21 protein-coding genes are annotated in these 22,970 nt (G+C 71.3%); 9 read left to right on the top strand and 12 right to left on the bottom strand.

Annotated elements, in window-relative coordinates:
- Positions 1-44 precede the first annotated feature (44 nt).
- Both fabI and fabG read right to left on the bottom strand, forming a co-directional pair.
- Positions 45-812, bottom strand: a complete 768-nt coding sequence (gene fabI / locus IPZ69_RS32270; RefSeq protein WP_235458199.1) for an enoyl-ACP reductase FabI — start codon at positions 810-812, stop codon at positions 45-47.
- A 5-nt stretch (positions 813-817) separates the two neighbouring features.
- Positions 818-1,522 carry a 3-oxoacyl-[acyl-carrier-protein] reductase gene (gene fabG / locus IPZ69_RS32265; protein ID WP_235458198.1) on the bottom strand — a complete coding sequence of 235 codons (705 nt, stop codon included), beginning with the start codon at positions 1,520-1,522 and terminating at the stop codon, positions 818-820.
- A 238-nt stretch (positions 1,523-1,760) separates the two neighbouring features.
- On the opposite strand from fabG, the gene IPZ69_RS32260 reads away from it, so the two are divergent.
- From IPZ69_RS32260 to tyrS, 3 genes are read left to right on the top strand one after another with little or no spacing between them, the layout of a single operon-like run.
- Entirely contained in the window at positions 1,761-3,284 is a 1,524-nt protein-coding gene (locus IPZ69_RS32260; RefSeq protein WP_235458197.1) for a TldD/PmbA family protein, read from the top strand.
- Positions 3,281-4,684, top strand: a complete 1,404-nt coding sequence (locus IPZ69_RS32255; protein ID WP_235458196.1) for a metallopeptidase TldD-related protein — start codon at positions 3,281-3,283, stop codon at positions 4,682-4,684. The genes IPZ69_RS32260 and IPZ69_RS32255 overlap by 4 nt, the downstream gene beginning before the upstream one ends.
- A 43-nt stretch (positions 4,685-4,727) precedes the next feature.
- Positions 4,728-5,996, top strand: a complete 1,269-nt coding sequence (tyrS, locus tag IPZ69_RS32250) for a tyrosine--tRNA ligase (protein WP_235458195.1) — start codon at positions 4,728-4,730, stop codon at positions 5,994-5,996.
- A gap of 58 nt (positions 5,997-6,054) precedes the next feature.
- Here the strand turns inward: tyrS and IPZ69_RS32245 are convergent, their stop codons facing one another.
- The gene (locus IPZ69_RS32245) at positions 6,055-6,339 is read right to left on the bottom strand and encodes a GlsB/YeaQ/YmgE family stress response membrane protein (RefSeq protein WP_235458194.1); all 285 of its coding nucleotides are present in this window, start codon (positions 6,337-6,339) and stop codon (positions 6,055-6,057) included.
- A gap of 260 nt (positions 6,340-6,599) precedes the next feature.
- Between IPZ69_RS32245 and IPZ69_RS32240 the strand changes: the two genes are divergently transcribed.
- A complete protein-coding gene (locus tag IPZ69_RS32240) occupies positions 6,600-6,998 on the top strand; it encodes a DUF3099 domain-containing protein (RefSeq protein WP_235458193.1) in 399 nt (132 codons plus the stop codon).
- A 227-nt stretch (positions 6,999-7,225) separates the two neighbouring features.
- Entirely contained in the window at positions 7,226-7,459 is a 234-nt protein-coding gene (locus IPZ69_RS32235; protein WP_235458192.1) for a hypothetical protein, read from the top strand.
- 291 nt (positions 7,460-7,750) lie between these two features.
- On the opposite strand, the gene moaA is transcribed toward IPZ69_RS32235, so the two are convergent.
- From moaA to IPZ69_RS32220, 3 genes are all read right to left on the bottom strand, one after another.
- The gene (gene moaA, locus IPZ69_RS32230; protein ID WP_235458191.1) at positions 7,751-8,740 is read right to left on the bottom strand and encodes a GTP 3',8-cyclase MoaA; all 990 of its coding nucleotides are present in this window, start codon (positions 8,738-8,740) and stop codon (positions 7,751-7,753) included.
- Between the two features lie 155 nt (positions 8,741-8,895).
- Positions 8,896-10,527: a solute symporter family protein gene (locus IPZ69_RS32225; protein ID WP_235458190.1), complete on the bottom strand. Its 1,632-nt coding sequence runs from the start codon at positions 10,525-10,527 to the stop codon at positions 8,896-8,898.
- A complete protein-coding gene (locus tag IPZ69_RS32220; RefSeq protein ID WP_235458189.1) occupies positions 10,524-10,880 on the bottom strand; it encodes a DUF485 domain-containing protein in 357 nt (118 codons plus the stop codon). The genes IPZ69_RS32225 and IPZ69_RS32220 overlap by 4 nt, the downstream gene beginning before the upstream one ends.
- A gap of 250 nt (positions 10,881-11,130) precedes the next feature.
- Between IPZ69_RS32220 and IPZ69_RS32215 the strand changes: the two genes are divergently transcribed.
- From IPZ69_RS32215 to IPZ69_RS32200, 4 genes are all read left to right on the top strand, one after another.
- On the top strand, positions 11,131-12,657 hold the full coding sequence (locus IPZ69_RS32215) for a S8 family peptidase (protein WP_235458188.1): 1,527 nt from the start codon (positions 11,131-11,133) through the stop codon (positions 12,655-12,657).
- A gap of 65 nt (positions 12,658-12,722) precedes the next feature.
- On the top strand, positions 12,723-14,240 hold the full coding sequence (locus IPZ69_RS32210; protein ID WP_235458187.1) for a S8 family peptidase: 1,518 nt from the start codon (positions 12,723-12,725) through the stop codon (positions 14,238-14,240).
- 106 nt (positions 14,241-14,346) lie between these two features.
- The gene (locus IPZ69_RS32205) at positions 14,347-15,732 is read left to right on the top strand and encodes a CoA transferase (protein WP_235458186.1); all 1,386 of its coding nucleotides are present in this window, start codon (positions 14,347-14,349) and stop codon (positions 15,730-15,732) included.
- Positions 15,733-15,832: 100 nt separating this feature from the next.
- Positions 15,833-16,864, top strand: a complete 1,032-nt coding sequence (locus tag IPZ69_RS32200) for a CopD family protein (protein ID WP_235458185.1) — start codon at positions 15,833-15,835, stop codon at positions 16,862-16,864.
- Here IPZ69_RS32200 and IPZ69_RS32195 read toward each other — a convergent pair whose 3' ends face one another.
- The 6 genes from IPZ69_RS32195 to IPZ69_RS32170 all read right to left on the bottom strand — a co-directional run bounded on the left by IPZ69_RS32195 (position 16,865) and on the right by IPZ69_RS32170 (position 22,970).
- A complete protein-coding gene (locus IPZ69_RS32195; RefSeq protein ID WP_235458184.1) occupies positions 16,865-17,911 on the bottom strand; it encodes a zinc-dependent alcohol dehydrogenase family protein in 1,047 nt (348 codons plus the stop codon).
- Positions 17,912-17,981: 70 nt separating this feature from the next.
- Entirely contained in the window at positions 17,982-18,650 is a 669-nt protein-coding gene (locus tag IPZ69_RS32190; RefSeq protein WP_235458183.1) for a lysoplasmalogenase, read from the bottom strand.
- Entirely contained in the window at positions 18,647-19,549 is a 903-nt protein-coding gene (locus IPZ69_RS32185) for a sterol desaturase family protein (RefSeq protein WP_235458182.1), read from the bottom strand. Before IPZ69_RS32185 ends, IPZ69_RS32190 begins: the two co-directional genes overlap by 4 nt.
- A gap of 80 nt (positions 19,550-19,629) precedes the next feature.
- Entirely contained in the window at positions 19,630-20,349 is a 720-nt protein-coding gene (locus IPZ69_RS32180; protein WP_374294570.1) for a VIT1/CCC1 transporter family protein, read from the bottom strand.
- A gap of 102 nt (positions 20,350-20,451) precedes the next feature.
- A complete protein-coding gene (locus tag IPZ69_RS32175) occupies positions 20,452-21,690 on the bottom strand; it encodes an amidohydrolase family protein (RefSeq protein WP_235458180.1) in 1,239 nt (412 codons plus the stop codon).
- Positions 21,687-22,970 (bottom strand): amidohydrolase family protein, encoded by a 1,284-nt coding sequence (locus tag IPZ69_RS32170; protein WP_235458179.1) that lies wholly within the window; start codon positions 22,968-22,970, stop codon positions 21,687-21,689. The genes IPZ69_RS32175 and IPZ69_RS32170 overlap by 4 nt, the downstream gene beginning before the upstream one ends.

Raw genomic sequence — 22,970 nt, 5'->3', positions numbered from 1 at the left:
CCGCCCGCGGGCGCGGGGGACGGGGCGTCGAGGCGTTCCGGAGATCAGGCGCCGATGGCGTGCAGACCGCCGTCCACGTGGATGATCTCGCCGGTGGTCTTCGGGAACCAGTCGCTCAGCAGGGCGACCACACCGCGGCCGGCCGGCTCCGGGTCCTTCAGGTCCCACTCCAGGGGGGAGCGGTTGTCCCACACCGAGGCCAGCTCGGCGAAGCCCGGGATGGACTTGGCGGCCATGGAGCCGATCGGGCCCGCGGAGATGAGGTTGCAGCGGATGTTCTGCTTGCCCAGGTCGCGCGCCATGTAGCGGTTGGTCGCCTCCAGGGCGGCCTTGGCCGGGCCCATCCAGTCGTACTGCGGCCAGGCGAAGGAGGCGTCGAAGGTGAGGCCGACGACCGAGCCGCCGTTCTGCATCAGCGGCAGGCAGGCCATGGTCAGCGACTTCAGGGAGAACGCCGAGACGTGCATGGCCGTGGAGACCGACTCGAACGGCGTGTTCAGGAAGTTGCCGCCGAGGGCGTCCTGCGGGGCGAAGCCGATGGAGTGCACGACGCCGTCGAGGCCGCCGAGCTCCTCGCCGACCACGTCGGCCAGGCGGCCGAGGTGCTCGTCGTTGGTGACGTCGAGCTCGATGACCTTGGTGGGCTTGGGCAGCTTTTTGGCGATGCGCTCGGTCAGCGTGGGCCGCGGGAACGCGGTCAGGATGATCTCGGCACCCTGCTCCTGGGCCAGCTTCGCGGTGTGGAAGGCGATGGAGGACTCCATCAGCACACCGGTGATCAGGACGCGCTTGCCCTCGAGAATTCCGCTCATGGTGATCAGTGACCCATTCCCAGTCCGCCGTCAACGGGAATGACGGCTCCAGTGATGTACGAGGCGTCGTCGGAGGCGAGGAACCGCACCGTCGCGGCGATCTCCTCCGGCTGCGCGTACCGGCCGAGCGGCACCTGCTTGACGATGCCCTCTCGCTGCTCGTCGGTGAGCACCTTGGTCATGTCGGTGTCGACGAAGCCGGGCGCGACGACGTTGAAGGTGATGTTGCGCGAGCCCAGCTCACGGGCGAGGGAGCGCGCGAAGCCGACGAGGGCGGCCTTGGACGCGGCGTAGTTCGCCTGGCCCGGGCCGCCGTACAGCCCGACGACCGACGAGATGAGGACGACGCGGCCCCTCTTGGCGCGCAGCATGCCGCGGTTGGCGCGCTTGACGACGCGGAAGGTGCCGGTGAGGTTGGTGTCGATGACCGAGGTGAAGTCCTCCTCGGACATGCGCATCAGGAGCTGGTCCTTGGTGATGCCGGCGTTGGCGATCAGTATCTCGACGGGGCCGTGCTCCGCCTCGATCTCCTTGTAGGCCTGCTCCACCTGCTCGGAGTCGGTGATGTCGCACTTCACGGCGAGGAAGCCGGCCGGCGGCTCACCCGAGCGGTACGTGATCGCAACCTTGTCGCCGGCGTCGGCGAAGGCGCGGGCGATAGCGAGGCCGATGCCCCGGTTGCCTCCGGTGACGAGAACCGAGCGGCTCAACGGATCACCCTTTCGATAGCGGTCTGGCACATCCGCCCGGACACCTGGATGACAGGCGGCTTTATCAAAAACCTATCGGTACGTCCGCTCTCGCAAAGAAGCGGGCACCGACAGTGGCGCGGGGGCGCCACTGTCGGATCCCTACAGAAAGTCCGGATGCCGGGCCGAAATCTGTGGTCCGGGCACCCGCTCGCGCGACATGATCGGAGGAACAGGCCACGACAGCAGGGAGACCTCCGTGCCTCATTCCATCGACGAAGCCTTCACGGCGCTTCCGCTACGGGCCCTGGCCGACGCCGCGCTGGCGCGCGCGCGTGCGCTGGGGGCCGAGCACGCGGACTTCCGGTTCGAGCGGGTGCGCAGCGCGTCCTGGCGGCTGCGGGACGCCAAGCCGGCGGGTACGTCGGACACCACCGACCTCGGGTACGCGGTGCGGGTCGTGCACGGCGGGACGTGGGGCTTCGCGTCGGGTGTGGACCTGAGCCTCGACGCCGCCGCCAAGGTGGCCTCGCAGGCCGTGGCGATGGCGAAGCTCTCCGCGCAGGTGATCAAGGCGGCGGGCTCGGACGAGCGGGTGGAGCTCGCCGGGGAGCCGGTGCACGCCGAGAAGACGTGGGTCTCGTCGTACGAGATCGATCCGTTCTCCGTGCCGGACGAGGAGAAGTCGGCGCTGCTGACGGACTGGAGCACGCGGCTGCTGGCAGCGAGCGGCGTCAACCACGTCGACGCCTCGCTCCTGACCGTGCACGAGAACAAGTTCTACGCCGACACCGCGGGCACGGTGACCACGCAGCAGCGGGTGCGGCTGCACCCACAGCTGACCGCGGTGTCGGTCGACGAGTCGAGCGGCGAGTTCGACTCGATGCGCACGATCGCGCCGCCGGTCGGGCGCGGCTGGGAGTACCTCACCGGCACCGGCTGGGACTGGGACTCCGAGCTGGAGCAGATCCCGGAGCTGCTCGCCGAGAAGATGCGGGCGCCCAGCGTCGAGGCGGGTCTGTACGACCTCGTCGTCGACCCGTCCAACCTGTGGCTGACCATCCACGAGTCCATCGGCCACGCCACCGAGCTGGACCGCGCGCTCGGCTACGAGGCCGCGTACGCCGGCACCTCCTTCGCCACCTTCGACCAGCTCGGCAAGCTCAGGTACGGCTCCGAGCGGATGAACGTCACCGGTGACCGGACCGCCGAGCACGGCCTGGCGACCGTCGGGTACGACGACGAGGGCGTCGAGGCGCAGTCCTGGGACCTGGTGAAGGACGGCACGCTCGTCGGCTACCAGCTGGACCGGCGCATCGCGAAGCTGACCGGCTTCGACCGCTCCAACGGGTGCGCGTTCGCCGACTCCCCCGGGCATGTGCCGGTGCAGCGCATGGCCAACGTGTCGCTCCAGCCGGACCCGGCGGGGCTGTCCACGGAGGACCTCATCGGGGGGGTGGACCGGGGCATCTACGTCGTCGGCGACCGTTCCTGGTCCATCGACATGCAAAGGTACAACTTTCAATTTACCGGGCAGCGCTTCTTCCGGATCGAGAACGGCCGGATCACCGGCCAGCTGCGGGACGTCGCCTACCAGGCCACGACCACCGACTTCTGGGGCTCCATGGCGGCCGTCGGCGGCCCGCAGACGTACGTCCTGGGCGGTGCCTTCAACTGCGGCAAGGCCCAGCCGGGGCAGGTGGCCGCCGTGTCGCACGGGTGCCCCTCCGCCCTCTTCAAGGGCGTCAACATCCTCAACACCACCCAGGAGGCCGGTCGATGAGCGCGCGCACCAACCAGGCGGACAAGCCGCACGAGATCGTCGAGCGCGCGCTGGAGCTGTCCCGGGCGGACGGCTGCGTCGTCATCGCCGACGAGCACTCCACCGCCAACCTGCGCTGGGCGGGCAACGCGCTGACCACCAACGGGGTCACCCGCGGCCGTACGCTCACGGTCGTCGCCACGGTGGACGGCAAGGAGGGCACGGCGTCGGGGGTCGTGACCCGCTCAGCCGTGACCGCCGAGGAGCTGGAGCCGCTGGTGCGGGCCGCCGAGGCCGCCGCGCGCGGGGCCGGCCCCGCGGAGGACGCGCAGCCGCTGGTCACCGGCGTGCCTCAGTCGCCGGACTTCACGGACGCGCCGGCCGAGACCTCGTCGGCGGTGTTCGCGGACTTCGCGCCGGCGCTCGGCGAGGCGTTCGCACGCGCGCGGGCGGGCGGCCGCGAGTTGTACGGCTTCGCCAATCACGAGTGCGTCTCCACCTATGTGGGCACCTCGACCGGGCTTCGACTGCGGCACGACCAGCCCACCGGCACGCTGGAGCTGAACGCCAAGTCCCCTGACCGCACGCGCTCGGCCTGGGCGGGTCGCGCCACCCGGGACTTCAAGGACGTCGACCCGGGCGCGCTCGACGCCGAGCTGGCCGTACGCCTCGGCTGGGCCGAGCGGCGCGTGGAGCTGCCCGCGGGCCGCTACGAGACGCTGCTGCCGCCGACCGCGGTGGCCGACCTGCTGATCTACCAGCTGTGGTCGGCCTCGGGCCGGGACGCGGCCGAGGGCCGGACGGTGTTCTCCAAGCCGGGCGGCGGCACCCGGGTCGGCGAGAAGCTGACCGAGCTGCCGCTGAGCCTGCGCAGCGACCCGAACGAGCCGGGTCTGGAGAGCGCCCCGTTCGTCGTGGCGCACTCCTCCGGCGGCGACCAGTCGGTGTTCGACAACGGACTTCCCGTCCAGGCCACCGAGTGGGTCGGCGGCGGCGATCTGAAGCACCTGACCACCACCCGGCACAGCGCGGGCCTGACCGGGCTGCCGGTGGCGCCCGTGATCGGGAACCTGATCCTGGACGGCGGCCAGGACCGCTCCCTGGAGGAGATGGTCGCGGCCACCGAGCGCGGGCTGCTGCTGACCTGCCTGTGGTACATCCGCGAGGTCGACCCGGCGACGCTGCTGCTGACCGGCCTGACCCGGGACGGCGTCTACCTCGTCGAGAACGGCGAGGTGACCGGCGAGGTGAACAACTTCCGGTTCAACGAGTCGCCGGTGGACCTGCTGGGCCGGGCGACGGAGGCCGGGCGCACGGAAAAGACGCTGCCCCGGGAATGGAGCGACTGGTTCACTAGGGCTGCGATGCCCGCGCTGCGGGTGCCCGACTTCAATATGAGCTCTGTCAGCCAGGGCGTATAACCTCGTACCTGATTACGAGACCACTCAAGGAGATACGAGAACCGTGACGGACATCGTCGACGAGCTGACGTGGCGGGGGCTGATCGCCCTCTCCACGGACGAGGACGCATTGCGCAAGGCGTTCGCGGACGGTCCTGTCACGTTCTATTGCGGTTTCGACCCGACCGCGCCCAGCCTGCACCTCGGCAACCTCGTGCAGATCCTGACGATGCGGCGGATCCAGCGGGCGGGCAACCGCCCGCTGGGTCTGGTCGGCGGCGCCACGGGCCTGATCGGCGACCCGAAGCCGACGGCAGAGCGCACGCTGAACGATCCGCAGGTGGTAGCCGGCTGGGTGGCGCGGCTGCACGGCCAGATCGAGAAGTTCCTGGACTTCGAGGGACCGCATGCCGCGACCATGGTCAACAACCTGGACTGGACCCAGGGCCTGTCTGCCATCGACTTCCTGCGCGACATCGGCAAGCACTTCCGGGTCAACAAGATGATCGCGAAGGAGGCCGTCTCCCGGCGGCTCAACTCCGACGCGGGCATCAGCTACACCGAGTTCAGCTACCAGATCCTGCAAGGCATGGACTTCCTGGAGCTGTACCGGAGGTACGGCTGCACGCTGCAGACCGGTGGCAGCGACCAGTGGGGCAACCTCACGGCGGGCGCCGACCTGATCCACAAGGTCGAGCCGCACGTCGCGGTGCACGCACTGGCCACGCCGCTGATCACCAAGGCGGACGGCACCAAGTTCGGCAAGACGGAGTCCGGCACGGTCTGGCTCGACCCGGAGCTCACCACGCCGTACGCCTTCTACCAGTTCTGGCTGAACGCCGACGACCGCGACGTCTCCAAGTTCCTGCGCATCTTCAGCTTCAAGTCCCGTGAGGAGATCGAGGAGCTGGAGAAGCAGACCGAGGAGCGTCCGCAGGCCCGTGCCGCGCAGCGGGCGCTGGCCGAGGAGCTGACGACGCTAGTGCACGGCGCCGACCAGACGGCCGCCGTGATCGCCGCGTCCAAGGCGCTGTTCGGCCAGGGCGAGCTGGCGGACCTGGACGAGCGGACGCTGGCCGCGGCCCTGTCCGAGGTGCCGCACGCCCGGGTCGCCGAGCTCGCGCCGGTGGTGGACCTGTTCTCCGAGGTCGGCCTGGTGGCCAGCAAGTCGGCCGCGCGCCGCACGGTCAAGGAGGGCGGTGCCTACGTGAACAACGCGAAGATCACCGCCGAGGACGCGGTCCCCGCCGAGGCGGACCTGCTGCACGGCCGCTGGCTGGTGCTGCGCCGGGGCAAGAAGAACCTGGCGGCGATCGAGGTCGTCGGGGCCTGAGACAACGGCGAAGGGCGGCTCCCCGAGGGGGGCCGCCCTTCGCCGTGCCGGACCGTCGTCAGGTCACCCGCTGCTGTTTCCTCTTGCCCCACAGGGCCATGTACGCCATGTCGCCAAGGGCGACGATGATGATCGCGGCGATGAGCTGGAAGAGGTGCCGGGTCCAGTCGATGCCGCGGGTCTGGGCGACGCCGAACGCGGCGGCGATCGCGTTGCCGGCGACGGCGCCCAGGATGCCGAAGATCGTGACCAGCCAGAGTGGGCTGTGCTGCTTGCCGGGGATGATGGCCTTGGCGATCAAACCCAGCACGAATCCCACGATGATCGCCCACAACCAGCCCATGGCTGCCTCCTCGTACGGCTCGACGTGAGCATTACGGCCAGTGTCGACCGGTCAGCCGTACGGCGCACGTCGGGTACGGCTGTACGACGTACGGGCGTACGCAGCGCTGCGCAGGATGTTCGCCCGGACGGGAGGTGCCCCGGTCTCGAAGGCGGCGCAGCCGCGGCGTAACGTGGACCGTGTCCCGGTCCGGCTCCCCGTACGGGTGGGGCGCGTTCGCGGGCCGGGGAGAGTCCGATACGGGCGGATGGTGGAATGTGATGCGGAAGCAGCATGGCGGCGGCAACGTCCAGGTATTCCGGATCACCGGGGCCCGAACAGGGCTGGCCGAGGACGTGCGCGGCCGGCAGCGCCGGTACATCATCTCGATGACGGTACGCACCGCCTCGGTGATCCTCGCGGCCACCCTCTGGAACGTCGAACGGCACGTCGCGCTGGTGGCGTTGGTGCTCGGAGCGCTGCTCCCCTATGTCGCCGTGGTCGCCGCCAACGCGGGCCGGGAGCGGCCGCCGTCGCTTCCCTCGACCTTCGTGGCCGTGCCGCCGCGGCCGATGCTCGCCCCGCCCGAGGCTCGGGACACGCCCGCGGAATCCGTCCCGGAGGACGTTCCGGGGGACTCGGCGGCCGGGATGCGGGGCGAGTCGGCCGACCCGGTGTGACCATCGCCGACACCGGGCAACCGGATGGCGGCTCCGCTCAAAGCTCAAGAAAAGCTCAGATCAATCATGCTGTTCCGGTGCCGGGCGGCGTGTGTCCCATGACATACTGCGTACGCGCTCCGCATCCCCCGTCGGAGCGACGGACCGACGCCGGGCAGCTCCCCCCGTGGCTGCTCGGCGTCGCCTTGTTTGCAGCGCTTCTGAACGCATCCCTGTGAGACGAACCCGTGAGTGACGAGACCCCGATCTGCTCCGCCAAGGGCTGCCGTGCCGACGCCGTGTGGGTGCTGGCGTGGAACAACCCGAAGATCCACACCCCTGACCGCCGCAAGACCTGGCTCGCCTGTGACGAGCACCGGGAGCACCTGTCGCAGTTCCTCGGGGTACGGGGCTTCCTCAAGGACGTGGTCCTGCTGAAGGAGTGGGAGACACGCGAGGCCCCGGAGGGTTCGGGTTCCTAGGGGGTGTCGTTTGGATCATCCCGGCGTCGCGGGCCCTGGCACGCACTCCCCCAAGCTCTTCGAGCAGGGGGGACCCCCAGCCGCGTTGTCGTCACTCGCCGACTCCCCCAAGTTCTCGACTTCGCTCGAACAGGGGGGGACCCCCATCGCGTCGACTCCCTCCTCCGCCTTGCAGCTGCACGCTCCCCCAAGCTCTCGACTTCGCTCGAGCAGGGGGCACCCCCATGACCCCACTCGGGGTCGGCCGATCCGCACCGTTCGTCACGGCCGGCCTGATCCAAACGACACCCCCTAGCCGCCGATCGCCGACATCGGCCGGTCGGGCTGGAGGAACGACGGGTCGTCGAGGCCCGAGCCCGCCTTCTTGCCCCACATCGCCAGGCGCCAGATGCGGGCGATCTCCTCGTCGGGGGCGCCCGAGCGCAGGGCGGCGCGCAGGTCCGTCTCCTCGGTGGCGAACAGGCACGTCCGTATCTGGCCGTCGGCCGTCAGGCGTGTGCGGTCGCAGGCGGCGCAGAACGGGCGGGTGACGGAGGCGATGACGCCGACGCGGTGCGGGCCGCCGTCGACCACCCAGCGTTCGGCCGGTGCCGAGCCGCGCTCCCCCGTGCCCTCGGGCGTGAGGTCGAAGCGGGTGCGCAGGGAGGTCAGGATGTCCGCGGCCGTCACCATGCCCTCACGCTTCCAGCCGTGCTGGGCGTCCAGGGGCATCTGCTCGATGAAGCGGAGCTCGTACTCGTGCTCAATCGCCCAGGCCAGGAGGTCCGGGGCCTCGTCCTCGTTCAGGCCCGGCATCAGGACCGTGTTGATCTTCACCGGGGTGAGGCCCGCCTCGCGGGCTGCCTGGAGGCCGTCGATGACGTCCTGGTGGCGGTCGCGGCGGGAGAGCGCCTTGAAGACGTCCGGGCGCAGGGTGTCGAGGGAGACGTTGACCCGGTCCAGGCCCGCCGCCTTCAGCGCGGCGGCGGTGCGCTTGAGACCGATGCCGTTGGTGGTGAGGGAGGTCTGTGGGCGCGGTTCCAGGGCCGCGACGCGCTCGACGATGCCGACCAGACCGGGGCGCAGCAGGGGCTCGCCGCCGGTGAAGCGGACTTCCTCGATGCCCAGCGTCCGCACCGCGATGTCGATCAGGCGGACGATCTCGTCGTCCGTCAGCAGGTCGGACTTGGCCAGCCACTGCAGGCCCTCCTCCGGCATGCAGTACGTGCAGCGCAGGTTGCACCGGTCGGTGAGCGAGACCCTCAGGTCGGTGGCCACTCGGCCGTAGGTGTCGATGAGCACGTGGGCCCCCTCCCGCATCCGGACCAATTGTTTTCCGTCACCTGCGAGCCTACGTGACACCACTGACACTGGCCGAGGCCCGATACCACTAGGGACGAAGCGGCCGCGTCGTAGGACCGTACAATGCCCACGACGCGGCCGTCCGTGCGAAGCGCTCAGTGTGCTCCGGTGCCCGTCAGGGACCGCACCTCCAGCTCCGCGTACTTCATGGTGTCGGGCTCCTCCTTCGACAGGAGGGTGCCGACGACGCCGAGCAGGAAGCCGACCGGGATCGAGACGATGCCGGGGTTCTCCAGCGGGAACCAGTGGAAGTCGGCGTCCGGGAACATCGACGTGGGCTTGCCGGAGACCACCGGTGAGAACAGCACCAGTCCGACGGCGGTGACCAGGCCGCCGTAGATCGACCACAGCGCGCCGTTGGTGGTGAACCGCTTCCAGAAGAGGCTGTAGAGGATCGTCGGCAGGTTGGCGGAGGCGGCGACCGCGAAGGCGAGGGCCACCAGTCCGGCCACGTTCAGGTCGCGGGCCAGGGCGCCCAGCAGGATGGAGACGGCGCCGATGCCGACGGTGGCGTAGCGGGCGGCGTTGACCTCCTGCTTCTCACTGGCCTGGCCCTTCTTGATGACGTTCGCGTAGATGTCGTGGGCGAACGAGGAGGACGAGGCCAGGGTCAGTCCCGCGACGACCGCGAGGATCGTGGCGAAGGCGACCGCGGAGATGGTGGCGAGCAGGATGGCCCCCCAGTTGGAGTCCACTCCGCCCAGGTGCAGGGCGAGCAGCGGGGCGGCGGTGTTGCCCGCCTTGTTGGAGGCGATGATCTCGTCCGGCTTGATCAGCGCGGCGGCGCCGAAGCCGAGGGCGAGCGTCATCAGGTAGAAGGCGCCGATCAGGCCGATCGCCCAGATGACGGACTTACGGGCGGCCTTGGCGGTCGGCACGGTGTAGAAGCGGATCAGGATGTGCGGCAGGCCCGCGGTGCCCAGGACCAGGGCGATGCCGAGCGAGATGAAGTCCAGCTTCGTGGTGCCCGTCGCGCCGTACTTCAGACCGGGCTCCAGGAAGGCGGCGCCCTTGCCGCTGTTGTCGGCGGCCTTGCCGAGCAGATCGGAGACGTTGAAGTGGAACTTCAGCAGGACCAGGAAGGTCAGCAGCAGGGCCCCGACGATCAGCAGCACCGCCTTGACCATCTGGACCCAGGTGGTGCCCTTCATGCCGCCGATGGTCACGTAGACGATCATCAGGACGCCGACCAGGGCGACGATGCCGATCTTGCCGCCGTCGCTGGTGATGCCGAGCAGCAGGGAGACCAGGACGCCCGCGCCCGCCATCTGGGCCAGCAGGTAGAAGATCGAGACGACGATGGTGGAGGTGCCCGCCGCCGTCCGCACCGGGCGCTGGCGCATCCGGTAGGCCAGCACGTCGCCCATCGTGTAGCGGCCAGAGTTCCGCAGCGGCTCGGCGACCAGGAGCAGGGCGACCAGCCAGGCCACCAGGAAGCCGATGGAGTAAAGGAAGCCGTCGTAGCCGAACAGGGCGATGGCGCCCGCGATGCCGAGGAAGGACGCGGCGGACATGTAGTCGCCGGAGACGGCGAGGCCGTTCTGGAAACCGGTGAACTGCCGTCCGCCGGCGTAGAAGTCGGCGGCGTCCTTGGTCTGGCGGCCCGCCCAGACCGTGATGACGAGGGTCGCGGCGACGAACACCGCGAACAGGGAGATGATCAGCGGCCGGTGCTCGCTCGCCTCTCCGGCCGCGAGGGTGATCGCGGGGTTGATCGCGGGGCTCATGCTCCGGCCTCCATACGCGACTTGATGGCTTCGGCCCTGGGGTCGAGTTCGGTCGCGGCACGCCGCGCGTACCACCAGGCGATGAGGAACGTGGTGAGGAACTGGGCGAGCCCCAGGACCAGGGCCATGTTGATGTTGCCGACGACCTTGGTGCCCATGAAGTCGCCCGCGTAGTTGGAGAGCAGGACGTACAGGAGGTACCAGGTGATGAAGCCGACGGTCAGCGGGAAGGCGAAGGAGCGGTAGGAGCGGCGCAGTTCACCGAACTCCGCGCTCTGCTGCACCTCGGCGAACTCCTCGGGGGACGGGAGCCGGTGTTGCTCCTTCGCGGGGGGCGGTGTCTCGGTGGCCACGGAGTCTCCTCGTGCTGCGGGTGGATTTGCGAAGGGGAAGCACGATCGTGCTCGTGCTCCCTGTCGGAGGTCACGGCGCCACGCGAGGAGCGGTTCAAGTCCTATGAGTTCTTTCGGAAGTCATCTTGACCAAGTCATTGCTGGCCGATGAGACAGGGAGATAGCTTCGCCGTGCACCACCCGTCATGTACCCGCCCGAGCACCACACCTGTGCCCGGGCGGTTTCGTTTCAGGATGATGTGGAGATCCCATGGCTCATCTGCGCTCCAGACGCCGGCTCGCACTCGCCGTACCGGTCGTGCTGTCGCTGACCGCCTCGCTGGGCTTCCTGCCGTCGGGGGCCGCGGCGGCCCCGCTGACCGGCACGGCGACCCAGGCGACCGACGGCCCGAACCTCGCCTATGTGGTCAATACCGGAACGGACCACCACACGATCGCGTCGGTACAGAAGGCGATCACGGCGCACGGCGGAACGATCGTGGTGACGTACGACCGGATCGGCGTGATCGTCGTCCACTCGTCGAACCCCGACTTCGGCAAGGAGATGCGCGCGGTCCGCGGCGTGCGGTCCGCCGGTGCCACCCGGACGGCGCCGCTGAGCCCCGCGGGCACCACCGACGAGGGCGCGGTGCAGGTCCTGTCGAAGGCGGAGGCCGCGAAGGTGGCACGGGGTTCGGCGGCCGGGGAGGAGCCGCTGGAGGCCGACCAGTGGGACCTGCGGGCGATAGGCGCCGACAAGGCGGCCACGATCAACCCCGGCAGCAGGAGCGTGACCGTCGGTGTCATAGACACCGGCGTCGACGACACCCACCCGGACATCGCGCCGAACTTCTCCGCCTCCCAGTCCGCGAACTGCGTGAGCGGCAAGCCGGACACGACGTACGGCGCCTGGCGGCCGGCGGACGCCGACCACTACCACGGCACGCACGTGGCGGGTGAGATAGCCGCGGCCCGCAACGGGATAGGCGTGGCGGGTGTCGCTCCCGGCGTGAAGGTCGCGAGCATCACCGTCGCCCAGCCCGACTCGACCCAGCTGTTCTACCCGGAGAGCGTCGTCTGCGCCTTCGTGTTCGCCGCCGACCACGGCGTCGAGGTCACCAACAACAGCTACTACGTCGACCCGTGGCTGTACAACTGCATGGACGACCCGGACCAGCGCGCCATCGTCGACGCGGTCAACAGGGCCCAGCAGTACGCCCAGCGCAAGGGCACGCTCAACGTCGCCTCGGCGGGCAACTCCAACGACGACCTCGACGCGGACGCCCTCGTCGACGCCTCCAGCCCCGACGACTCGACGGCCACGACCCGCACGGTCGACCCGCACGAGTGCTTCGACGTGCCCACCCAGCTGCCCGGCGTGGTCACCGTGAGCGCGGTGGGCGTCAAGGGCGCCAAGTCGTACTACTCCAGCTACGGCATGGGCGTCGTCGACGTCGCGGGCCCGGGCGGCGACAAGTACCAGATCCCGGACACGCCGTCGAAGAACGGCCGCATCCTGTCGACGCTGCCGAACAACCAGTACGGCTTCCTCCAGGGCACCTCCATGGCCTCCCCGCACGTGGCCGCCGTGGCCGCGCTGCTGAAGTCCGCCCACCCCTACGCCACTCCGGCCGCTCTACAGGCGCTGCTCAAGGCCGAGGCGGACAACCCGGGCTGCCCGGCGGAGCCGTACGACGGCAACGGTGACGGCGTCGTGGACGCGACCTGTGTGGGCGGCAAGCGGGTCAACGGCTTCTACGGCTGGGGCGTCGTCAACGCACTGCGTGCCGTCAAGTAGGGCCCGAGGCACGGGACTTCCCGCACGGCCCCCTCGTACCGCGAACGAACTGGAGACACAGACACATGACAGCGCCTCACCCGCGCTACCGTCGCGCCATGGCGATCCCGGCCGGGATGGCCCTGGCGACGGCCCTCGCGTTCCTGCCCAACGTCACGGCGTCCGCCGCGGACTCCACGACGACGGTCACCAGTGACGCGACCTCGCTCAGCTATGTCGTCAACGTCCACCCCGGGTACGCGCTCTCCGCACATGTGCGGAAGGCCATCGCCGAGGCCGGTGGCACGGTGGTGATCTCGTACGACCGGATCGGCGTGATCGTCGTCCACTCGTCGAACCCCGACTTCGCGAAGACGATCCGCACGGTGCCCGGCGTCGAGTCGGCGGGCGCCACGCGTCACACGCCGCTGCCCGCGCAGTCGACCACCGACGTCGGCACCCCGAAGGTGCTCGGCGCGGAGCAGGTCGCGAACGCGCAGGCCGCCGACGGGCAGGACCCGTTGGAGCCGCTGCAGTGGGACCTGCCCGCCATCAAGGCGGACAAGGCGCACGAGAAGTTCCTCGGCAGCAGGGACGTCACCGTCGCCGTCATCGACACCGGCGTCGACGACACCCACCCCGACATCGCGCCCAACTTCGACCGCGACGCCTCCGCCAACTGCGTGTCGGGCAAGCCGGACACGACCGACGGCTCTTGGCGGCCCAGCGCGTCCGAGAGCCCGCACGGCACCCATGTGGCCGGTGAGATCGCGGGAGCGAAGAACGGCGTCGGCATCACGGGCGTGGCGCCGGGCGTCAGGGTCGCGGGCATCAAGGTCGCGAACCCGGACGGCTACTTCTACACGGAGGCCGTGGTCTGCGGCTTCATGTGGGCGGCCGAGCACGGCGTCGACGTGACCAACAACAGCTATTACACCGACCCGTGGTACTTCAACTGCAAGGACGACCCGGACCAGAGGGCGCTCGTGGACGCCATCACCCGGGCCTCGCGGTACGCGGAGAAGAAGGGCACCGTCAACGTCGCGGCGGCGGGCAACGAGAACTACGACCTGGACGCCGACTCGATCACCGACCCGGTCTCCCCGAACGACGGCACCCCGTCGGACCGGGTGATCGACCCGCACAAGTGCTACGACATACCGACCCAGCTGCCGGGTGTCGTCACGGTCGCGGCGACCGGCGCCAAGGGCCTCAAGTCGTCCTTCTCCAACTACGGCTTCGGGGTCATCGACATCGCCGCGCCCGGCGGCGACTCGACGGCGTACCAGAAGCCGGCGCCCCCGGCGACGAGCGGCCTGATCCTGGGCCCGCTGCCGGGCGGCAAGTGGGGCTACATGGCCGGCACGTCGATGGCGTCGCCGCACGTGGCGGGTGTGGCCGCGCTGATCAAGTCGACCCACCCGCACGCGCCCGCGGCCCTGGTGAAGGCGCTCCTGTACGCCGAGGCCGACGCCACGCCGTGCACGGATCCGTACGACATCAACGGCGACGGCAAGGTCGACGCGGTGTGCCAGGGCCCGAAGAACCACAACAGCTTCTACGGCTGGGGCATGGCGGACGCACTGGCCGCCGTCACCAAGTAGAGCCTCCGCGCACAAGACCCGGGCCGGGCGGCACGACCGCCCGGCCCGGGCGTTTTCCGCGGCCGCCCCTCTCAGGTTGATTGAATCAATACTGCATAGTGCAGTCATGACTGGAATCAAGTTCGCATGGGACGCGGTGGGCGGCGATCCCGCTCTGCTCTCGCGGGTGGGCACCGTCGTACGCCGGGAAGCGCTCGAAGCGAGGCTGCCGGTACGGGAGTTGGGGCGCGCCTGTGTGGGGGCGTGTGCGCTGGCCGCCGCCGAGTTGGGGGCGCGGCGGGCGGGGCTCGCCGAGGTGCCGGAGGTTCGGGTCGACGACGCGGCGGTCGCGGCCGCCTTTCTCAGTGAGCGGCTGCTGCGGGTCGACGGGCGGGCGCCGGTCTCCTTCGCACCCCTGTCCCGGCTCTGGCGGACGGCGGACGGCTGGGTGCGCACCCACGCCAACTATCCGCATCACCGGGCGAGACTGCTGGACGCGTTGAAGCTGCCCCGGCACGCCTCGCCGGAGGACGTCGCCGCCCGGTTCGCCGAGCGCTCCGCGCGGGAGGCGGAGGAGACCGTGTACGGCGCCGGAGGCCTCGCCGTCGCCCTGCGCACCCCCGAGCAGTGGGCCGCGCACGAGCAGTCCGCGGTCCTGGCCGGACGGCCGCTGGTCGAGCGCGTACGACTGGACTCGGCACCCGCGCGCGTGCTCGCGCCGCTCGCGGACTCCGCTCCCCTGCTGCCCGCCGCCGGACTGCGTGTGCTGGACCTGACCCGGGTCCTGGCGGGCCCGGTCGCCACCCGCACCCTCGCCCTGCTCGGCGCGGACGTGCTGCGTCTGGACGCGCCCCGGCTGCCCGAACTCCCCGACCTGCACGCGGACACGGGCATCGGGAAGCGGTCGGCGACGCTGGACCTCGCGGCGGATCGGCGGACCTTCGAGGAGCTGCTGGCCGCGGCGGACGTCGTGGTGACCGGCTACCGGCCGGGCGCCCTGGACCGCTTCGGGCTCTCCCCCGAGGCGCTCGCCGAGCGGCGGCACGGGCTGGTCGTGGCCCAGGTGTCGGCCTGGGGCGCGTACGGACCGTGGGCCGGGCGGCGCGGCTTCGACAGCCTGGTGCAGGTCGCCACCGGCATCGCGACGGTCGAGGGGTCCGCCGAACGGCCCGGCGCGCTGCCCGCGCAGGCCCTGGACCACGGCACGGGCTATCTGCTGGCGGGTGCGGTGCTGCGGGCCCTGACCGAGCAGTCGCAGGACGGCGGCAGCAGGTGCGTACGACTGGCCCTGGCCCGGACCGCGCGCTGGCTGACGGAGGAGGTCGAACACGAGGAGGCGGGCGACGTCGTGCCCGACGGGCGGAGCACCGCGCTGGATCCTCGGTTCGGCGAGCGGGACAGTGTCTTCGGGCGGGTGCGGTACGCCCTGCCCGCCGTGTCCTTCGTCGGCGGACCCGTCGACTGGGCGCGGCCGCCCGTGCCCTGGGGGACGGACGCGCCGGGCTGGGACTGAGCGGGCGGGTGGCCGGATCCGTATCAAGGGGCGGAATTCCCATCTCCCGGTTGCTTTCCGGTACTTGCCCCGTTTTGTAGCGGCTGGCCAAGATCCAGGGGTGACGTTGATACGACCGACGGTCAAGGCGGACGGCACGAGCAGGAGCGGCGGCCGGCCCGGGGCGCTCCGGGCCGTCGCCGCCCTGGCCCTGGTGACCCTGGCCGCGCTGATCGCCCTGCTGGGCCCCTCCACCGCGCTGCACGGCACCGGCGAGGCCGCGGCGCCCGGCGTCGGCGGCATCGCCCTGCTGCGCATGGTGCTGTTCGCGGCGCTGTGTGTACCGGCGGGCGAGCTGTTCGTGAACCGGCTGGCCCGCCGGCTGCCCGGCGGCCCCGCCGCCGTCCCCCGCAGCCGGGCCCCGTACGCGGCCGCCGCCGGCTTCGTCGCGGCGCTCGGGCTGGCCTCGGTCGTGGCGACCGGCAACCTCGTGCCGAGCGGCCTCTCCCAGATCGACGTCGGCGGCCTGTACGGCACCCGGGACGGCGCGCTCGCGCTCCTGGAGGTCAACGCGTTCTTCGTGGCCGGCCTGTGCGCGCTCTCGCGCCGGCCCGGCACCCAGGTCTGGCCGCTGGCGGCGATCGTGGGCGCGGAGGCCCTGCGCGCCCACCCCACGACCGAGCACAATCCCCTGTTCGGCTCCTCCCTGACGCTCGTGCATCTGACGTGCGCGGCGCTATGGGTGGGGGCCCTGCTGCAGGTGCTGCGGACCCTGCGGCTGTGGCGCGGCGGGACTGAACAGGCGGGCACCGTAGACGCAAGCGTCGCGCTGCTGGGGCTCTACGCGCGCGTGGCCGCCCTCCTGCTCGCGGCCATCACCGCCACGGGCGTGTGCAGCGCCCTGCGCAGGATGCCGGCGGCCACCGTGCTGGACCAGCTGACGACGACGGCGTACGGGCGCACCCTGCTCGCCAAGGTGACCTTCGTGACCGCCGTCGCCGTGCTCGCCGTATGGGCCCGGATCCGGCTGCGCCGGGCGCCCGATCCGCTCACCGCCTACACGCCCGCGCGCGCCGAAGTCGTCGTGCTGGGCGTGGTGGTGGCGGTGTCGGGACTGCTGACGGCGCTGCCGCTGCCGATCCGCTGGTCCTGATCAGCCGTTGGTCATCAGCACCTTCAGCGCGGTGCGCTCGTCCATCGCCTTGTAGCCCTCCGGTACGCCCTCCAGGCCGACCGTCATGTCGAAGACGGGCGAGGGGTCGATGGTGCCGTCGAGGATGTCGGGCAGCAGCTGCGGGATGTACGTGCGGACCGGTGCGACGCCGCCGCGCAGCGCGATGTTCCGGTCGAACATCACGTCGAGGTCCAGGCCGGTGCCGCTGCCGTGGGGCACGCCGACGAAGCCGATCGCGCCACCGTCGCGGGCGATGTCGACCGCCGTACGCATCGACTGCTCGGTGCCGACGGCCTCAACGACCGCGTGCGCGCCCTGGCCGCGGGTGAGCGCGCGGACCGCCTCGACGGCCGCCTCCCCGCGCTCGGCGACGACGTCGGTGGCGCCGAAGCGGCGCGCGATGTCCGTACGGGCCTCGTGGCGGCCGAGCGCGATGATCCGCTCGGCGCCGAGCCGCTTGGCGGCGAGGACGGCGCACAGGCCGACGGCGCCGTCCCCGACGACGGCGACGGTCGCGCCCGGGCGGGCGCCCGCGCCGAGGGCGGCGTGGTGGCCGGTGCCGAGCACGTCGGAGAGGGTCAGCAGCGCGGACAGCAGGCGCTCGTCGGAGGCCGCGTCCTTGGGCAGCTGGACGAGGGTGCCGTCGGCGAACGGGACGCGCACGGCCTCGCCCTGGCCGCCGTCGTAGCCGACGGAGCCCCAGAAGCCGCCGTGCTCGCAGGAGGTGGTCAGGCCCTCGCGGCAGTAGTCGCAGACCCCGTCGGACCACACGAAGGGCGCCACCACGAGGTCGCCGCGCCCGACCGTGCCCACCTCGGAGCCGGTGTCCTCGACGAGGCCGAGGAACTCGTGCCCGATCCGCTGCCCCGGCTGCCGGGACGCCTCGCCGCGGTACGCCCACAGGTCGCTGCCGCAGATGCAGGCCCGCAGCACACGCACCACCGCGTCGGTGGGCAGCTGCACCACGGGCTCGGGCACGTCCTCCACACGCATGTCGAAGGGGGCGTGGATGGTGGTGGCGCGCATGGCGAGGATCCTTCTCGTGCGAGTGCGGGGACCGGTGCTCAGGGGGTGCTGTGCTCGGTGAGTGCGGTGCTCAGGGGGTGATCGAGGAGCGCACTTCACGGTACGCCGTGGCCGGCGCGGGCGGCGCGTCGAGGGTGCCGCTCACGATCAGGTACTGCGCCGCGGCGTAGGTGAGCATGATCCAGAAGTCGGGCCGGGGCGCCTGGGGCCAGCCCGCGATACAGGTCGCGATCATGGTGTCGGAGAGCATGAAGAGCGCGCCGCCGAGGCCGGCGACCGGGCCGAGCCTCAGGGCCGCCGAGCAGGCCATCGCCGTGAGCAGGGCGCTGTAACCGGCGACCGGGACCCTCAGGTCCGCGGGCAGGTCCGGCCACAGCAGGGTGACGGTGGTGGCGAGGGCGACGGCGTAGAGGGGGACGAGGCGACGGGCACGCGCGCGTGGGGCGGGGAAGCGGCCGAACAGGACCAGGTAGCAGACGTGGCCGGCCGCGAAGCAGGCCATGCCCGCCATGAACGCGGGGTCCGCGTCGGACAGCAGCAGCACGTCACCGCCCCAGCCGCACAGCAGCCCGGCGATCAGGAGCCGGGGCGCGCCGCTCGCGAACGCGTAGGCGGCGAGCAGGGGCATGAGCAGCACCTTGGCCACCATGTGTCCGGTGTGGAGGCCCGCCGCCAGGGAGGCGAGGTCGACATCGGCGACGAGGGCGAAGGCGATGACGAGCAGACGGGGCGATCTCACGCGACAGCGGCCTCCCCGGTCGCGGCCGTACCGGCCGAGGGCCCACCGGCCGCGGTCTCGTCCCCCGTCGCCCGCGGCTGCCAGCCCGGCCCCCGGAACACCCGTCCGGCCCGCTCGCCCCAACCCGTGGCCCGCTTCAGGTCCCTGGCGATGGCGGCGTACTCGTGCGTGGCGACCTTGATCAGGTTGTGCGTGCCGATGTTCTTGGTCAGCCCGTACACGGGGCGCTCGGCCTCGGGCACGAAGGACCCGAAGAGCCGGTCCCAGACGATCAGGATCCCGCCGAAGTTGCGGTCCAGATAGCCGCCCTGCGAGGCGTGGTGCACCCGGTGGTGCGACGGCGTGTTGAAGACGAACTCAAACCAGCGGGGCAGTCTGTCGATCCGCTCGGTGTGGATCCAGAACTGGTAGACGAGGTTCACCGAGGAACAGAAGGCGAGCGCGGCCGGGTGCACGCCGACGGCGATCAGCGGGACGTAGAACGGCCAGGAGGTGAGGCTCGTCCAGGGCTGGCGCAGCGCGGTGGAGAGGTTGAACCTCTCGCTGGAGTGGTGGACGACGTGGCAGGCCCACAGGATGCGGATCACGTGGTGGCCGCGGTGGGACCAGTAGTAGAAGAAGTCCTGGGCGAGCAGCATCAGGAGCACCGTCCACCACAGGACGGGCACGCGCAGCGGGGTGGCCGCGTGGACCGCCGTGTAGATCACGACGATCGGGATCTTCCACAGCGCGTCGAAGAAGAGGCTGCCGAGCCCCATGGAGACGCTGGTGGCGGCGTCCTTCGCCGCGTACCCGGCCGCGTCCTCGTCGGGATGGAGGCGGTAGCTGATCATCTCGACGACGGTGAGCAGCACGAAGGCGGGTATCGACCAGACCACGGCATCCGGGAGGTTCGGCATGGGTGCACGGTAGAGGCGCCGGCCGACCGCGGCTAGGGCTTGTTACCCAGAAGTATTTCGGGCCGGCGCCCCGCGCGGGTCTAGACCCCGGCCACGCCGAGCAGCGTTCCGGCGGCGTACGTGACCCCCATGGCCAGGGCGCCGCCCGCCACGTTGCGCAGCACCGCCCGCCTCGGGCGCGCCGCGCCCAGTCGCGCGCTGCTCCAGCCGGTCAGGACGAGCGCGCCCAGTACCGAGACCACGGTGACCAGGACCCGTAGACCCGCCGGTGGGAGGACGATCGCGAGGAGCGGCAGCAGGGCGCCCGCGGTGAAGGCGAGGAAGCTCGCCCAGGCCGCGTGCCAGGGGTTGGTCAGCTCGTCCGGGTCGATACCGAGCTCCACGCGCGCGTGGGCCCGCAGCGCGTCCCGCGCGGTGAGCTGCTCGGCCGCCTCCCGCGCCACCTCCCGGGACAGCCCGCGCTCCTCCAGCAGCCCGGTCAGCTCCGCCAGTTCGGCCTCCGGCTGTTCTCTCAGTTCCCGCTTCTCCAGGGCGAGGGCGGCCTTCTCCGAGTCGCGCTGCGTGGAGACGGACACGTACTCCCCCGCCGCCATCGACATCGACCCCGCGAGCAGTCCCGCCAGGCCCGCGGTCAGCAGGGCGGAGCGGTTGTCCGTCGCTCCGGCCACGCCGACGACGAGCCCCGCCGTGGACACGATCCCGTCGTTCGCGCCCAGAACGGCGGCCCGCAGCCAGTTGAGCCGCGAGCCGAGCGCACCGCCGTGGGCTTCGTCATGGGTTGGTTCCACAGCAGGGAGCATCGCACCCCGGACGTCACCTGGCACCCAGCGACGCCGCCGGAGGTCGCCCGACACCCACCGACGCGCCTTACGTCACCAGACCCGTACCGACGCCGCCGGACGTCACCAGACCCGTACCGACGCCCCGCGGGCGAACACCGGACTCGTCGCGTCGGCCGGACCTTCCTCCAGGGGTCGCGCCACTTCCTCGACCGTGGGGCCCACCTTCGCCGCGATCGGGTCCAGGTGGGACAGGTCGAAGCCGTACACGCGGGCCGCGTTGCCGCCGAGCATCGCGGCGACCTCGTCCCGGGGCACGCCCGCGTAGACGAAGCGCAGGCCCTCCCGGGAGTACGGGTAGGTGCCCTCGTCGTGCGGATAGTCGCTGCCCCACATGATCTTGTCGACGCCGATGCGGTCGCGCAGCGGCACCTCGTGCGGGCGCATGAAACTGGCCCCGACGAAGCAGTTCTCGCGCCACACCTCGGACGGGGCCCGGCCCATGCGGTCCGCGAGACCCGTGCCGAACTTCGCCTCGGCGGTCGGGGCCGTGGACGCCTTCGTCGCCGCCGCGACCAGGCGCCCGTGGTAGTAGTCCAGCATGTCGAGCACGCCGGGGATCCAGCCCGAGCCCTGCTCGGTGAGGACCAGCCGCAGCCCCGGATGGCGGCGGAACGCGCCGCCGAAGACCAGGTGCCACAGCGCCCGGTGGGAGAACCAGGTCGTCTCGACCATGAAGACGGCACGGGCGGCCGGTTCGTCGCCGAGCGGCGGGGAGGCGGAGCCCGCGTGGTGGTTGACCGGCATGCCCAGTTCCGCGCTCACGGCCCAGATCGGGTCGTACGACGGCGAGTGCAGCTCGGGCAGTCCGGAGCCGGGGGGTGTGCCGGGCAGCATCAGGCCGCCCTTGAGGCCGGCCGACGCCGCCCACCGGATCTCCTTGACCGCCTCGTCGACGTCGTTCAGGAGGATCTGGAAGACGCCCGCCCGGCGGCCCGGGGCGGCCGCGCAGAAGTCCGCCAGCCAGCGGTTGTGGGCGCGCAGTCCGGCCCAGCGCAGCGCGAACTCCCCGGCGGTCGGCGCCGGTGCCATCAGCGAGCCGGACGGGAAGAACGGCGGGATCGTGTTCGGGAACAGGACCTCGGCGACGATCCCGTCCCGCTCCTGCTCGGCCAGGCGCCGTTCGGAGTTCCAGTTCCGGTCGGCCGAGTCGGCGAGCAGGTCCTCGTACGGGTTGACGTAGGTGGCCGCCCACGCGTCGAACTCGTCGTGGTACCGCTTCTCCAGGTACGGCTTGTAGTCCAGCAGATCGGCCCCCGCGTGGCAGTCGGCCGAGATCACCGTGTAGCGGTCGTCGCTCATGTGGTCACCCCCAGGACCGGGAAGTCGTTGTCCGTCAGCCAGTGGCGGCCCACCGCGCGCGAGCGCGCCCAGGACGCCTCGACCGCCGCCTGGTCGTCCGGCTGGCCGAGGTCGGCGGGCGTGGGGCCGATGCGGCGGGCCAGCGGGGTGAGCGCCGCGACGTCGAAGCCGAAGACCTCCGCCGCCGCCAGGCCCAGCATGCGGCGCGTCTCCGTCACCGGGATGTCGTGGAAGGTCCGCCGCAGCCACGCGCGCGTGTCGGGCCAGGTGCCCTCCGGGTGCGGGAAGTCGCTGCCCCACAGGATGTTGTCCACGCCGATCTCGTAGCGCTGGGCGAGTTCGCGGCGCTTGGTGTTCGTCGCGCAGATGAAGACCTGGCGGTCCAGGTACTCGTGCGGCGGGCGCCTCAGCTCCTCGAAGGGGGACAGCTTCTTGCCGCCGTGCGCGCCGAGGTAGAGGCGGTCCATGAACCAGAGCAGGTTCGGCAGCCACCAGCAGCCCGACTCGGCGACGCCGAACCTCAGGCCGGGGTGGCGCTCGAACACGCCGGACCACAGCAGGAACCAGAGCGGCCGGGCCGGCCACCAGGTGACCTCGGAGACGTAGATCCCCAGATGGTCGCCGTACTCGTGCCGCGGCGCCGCCCCCGAGTGGGTGATCACGGGCATCCCGCACTCGGCGGCGGCCGCCCACACCGGGTCGTAACGGCGGTCGTGGTACGGCTCCTTGTCGACCCACATCGCGGGGATCATCAGCGCGCCGAGGCCCGACTCCTTGGCGCGGTACACCTCGGTGACGACCTGTTGGGTGGGGGCCGTCACCGGCAACAGGGCGACGCCGCAGTGGCGTTCGGGATGCTCGGAGACGAAGTCCGCCAGCCAGCGGTTGTGCGCCCGCGCGCCCGCCATGCCCAGCTCCGGGTCGTGGTCGCCGGACAGGCCGAGGCCGACCCCGAACGGCGCCACGGTCCCGCTGTCGACGGCGTCGGCGTCCGGGAAGACCACCTCCGCGGCCACCCCGTCCCCGTCGAGCTCCTTGACGCGCTGCGCGGCGTCCCAGCCCCCGCGCAGCCCCTCCTCGTTGTCCCGGAACCACTTGCTCGCGAACGCCTCGTTGCGGATGCCGAGCCGCGTCATCTCCTCGCGGCGCCGGTCGCGCCCGGCGAGGAACTCGTCGAACTCCCGGTGGAAACGGGCGTCCAGATAGGGCCGGTACTCCTCGGTGGGCAGCCCGGCGTGGCAGTCGGAGGAAATGATCAGGTACGGGTCCTGTCCGGTCAC

This window comes from Streptomyces olivochromogenes (genome assembly GCF_021538895.1).
GTDB lineage: Bacteria > Actinomycetota > Actinomycetes > Streptomycetales > Streptomycetaceae > Streptomyces > Streptomyces olivochromogenes_A.
This window is presented reverse-complemented; position numbering and strand designations above follow the sequence as displayed.

Bases quoted from the DNA above. Each gene is read 5' to 3' on its own strand.
- IPZ69_RS32225 (WP_235458190.1), bottom strand. From the start codon at position 10,527: ATGAGCCCCGCGATCAACCCCGCGATCACCCTCGCGGCCGGAGAGGCG.
- IPZ69_RS32210 (WP_235458187.1), top strand. From the start codon at position 12,723: ATGACAGCGCCTCACCCGCGCTACCGTCGCGCCATGGCGATCCCGGCC.
- IPZ69_RS32195 (WP_235458184.1), bottom strand. From the start codon at position 17,911: ATGCGCGCCACCACCATCCACGCCCCCTTCGACATGCGTGTGGAGGAC.
- IPZ69_RS32180 (WP_374294570.1), bottom strand. From the start codon at position 20,349: ATGCTCCCTGCTGTGGAACCAACCCATGACGAAGCCCACGGCGGTGCG.
- IPZ69_RS32215 (WP_235458188.1), top strand. From the start codon at position 11,131: ATGGCTCATCTGCGCTCCAGACGCCGGCTCGCACTCGCCGTACCGGTC.
- IPZ69_RS32175 (WP_235458180.1), bottom strand. From the start codon at position 21,690: ATGAGCGACGACCGCTACACGGTGATCTCGGCCGACTGCCACGCGGGG.
- IPZ69_RS32245 (WP_235458194.1), bottom strand. From the start codon at position 6,339: ATGGGCTGGTTGTGGGCGATCATCGTGGGATTCGTGCTGGGTTTGATC.
- IPZ69_RS32255 (WP_235458196.1), top strand. From the start codon at position 3,281: ATGAGCGCGCGCACCAACCAGGCGGACAAGCCGCACGAGATCGTCGAG.
- IPZ69_RS32240 (WP_235458193.1), top strand. From the start codon at position 6,600: ATGCGGAAGCAGCATGGCGGCGGCAACGTCCAGGTATTCCGGATCACC.
- IPZ69_RS32205 (WP_235458186.1), top strand. From the start codon at position 14,347: ATGACTGGAATCAAGTTCGCATGGGACGCGGTGGGCGGCGATCCCGCT.
- IPZ69_RS32185 (WP_235458182.1), bottom strand. From the start codon at position 19,549: ATGCCGAACCTCCCGGATGCCGTGGTCTGGTCGATACCCGCCTTCGTG.
- fabI (WP_235458199.1), bottom strand. From the start codon at position 812: ATGAGCGGAATTCTCGAGGGCAAGCGCGTCCTGATCACCGGTGTGCTG.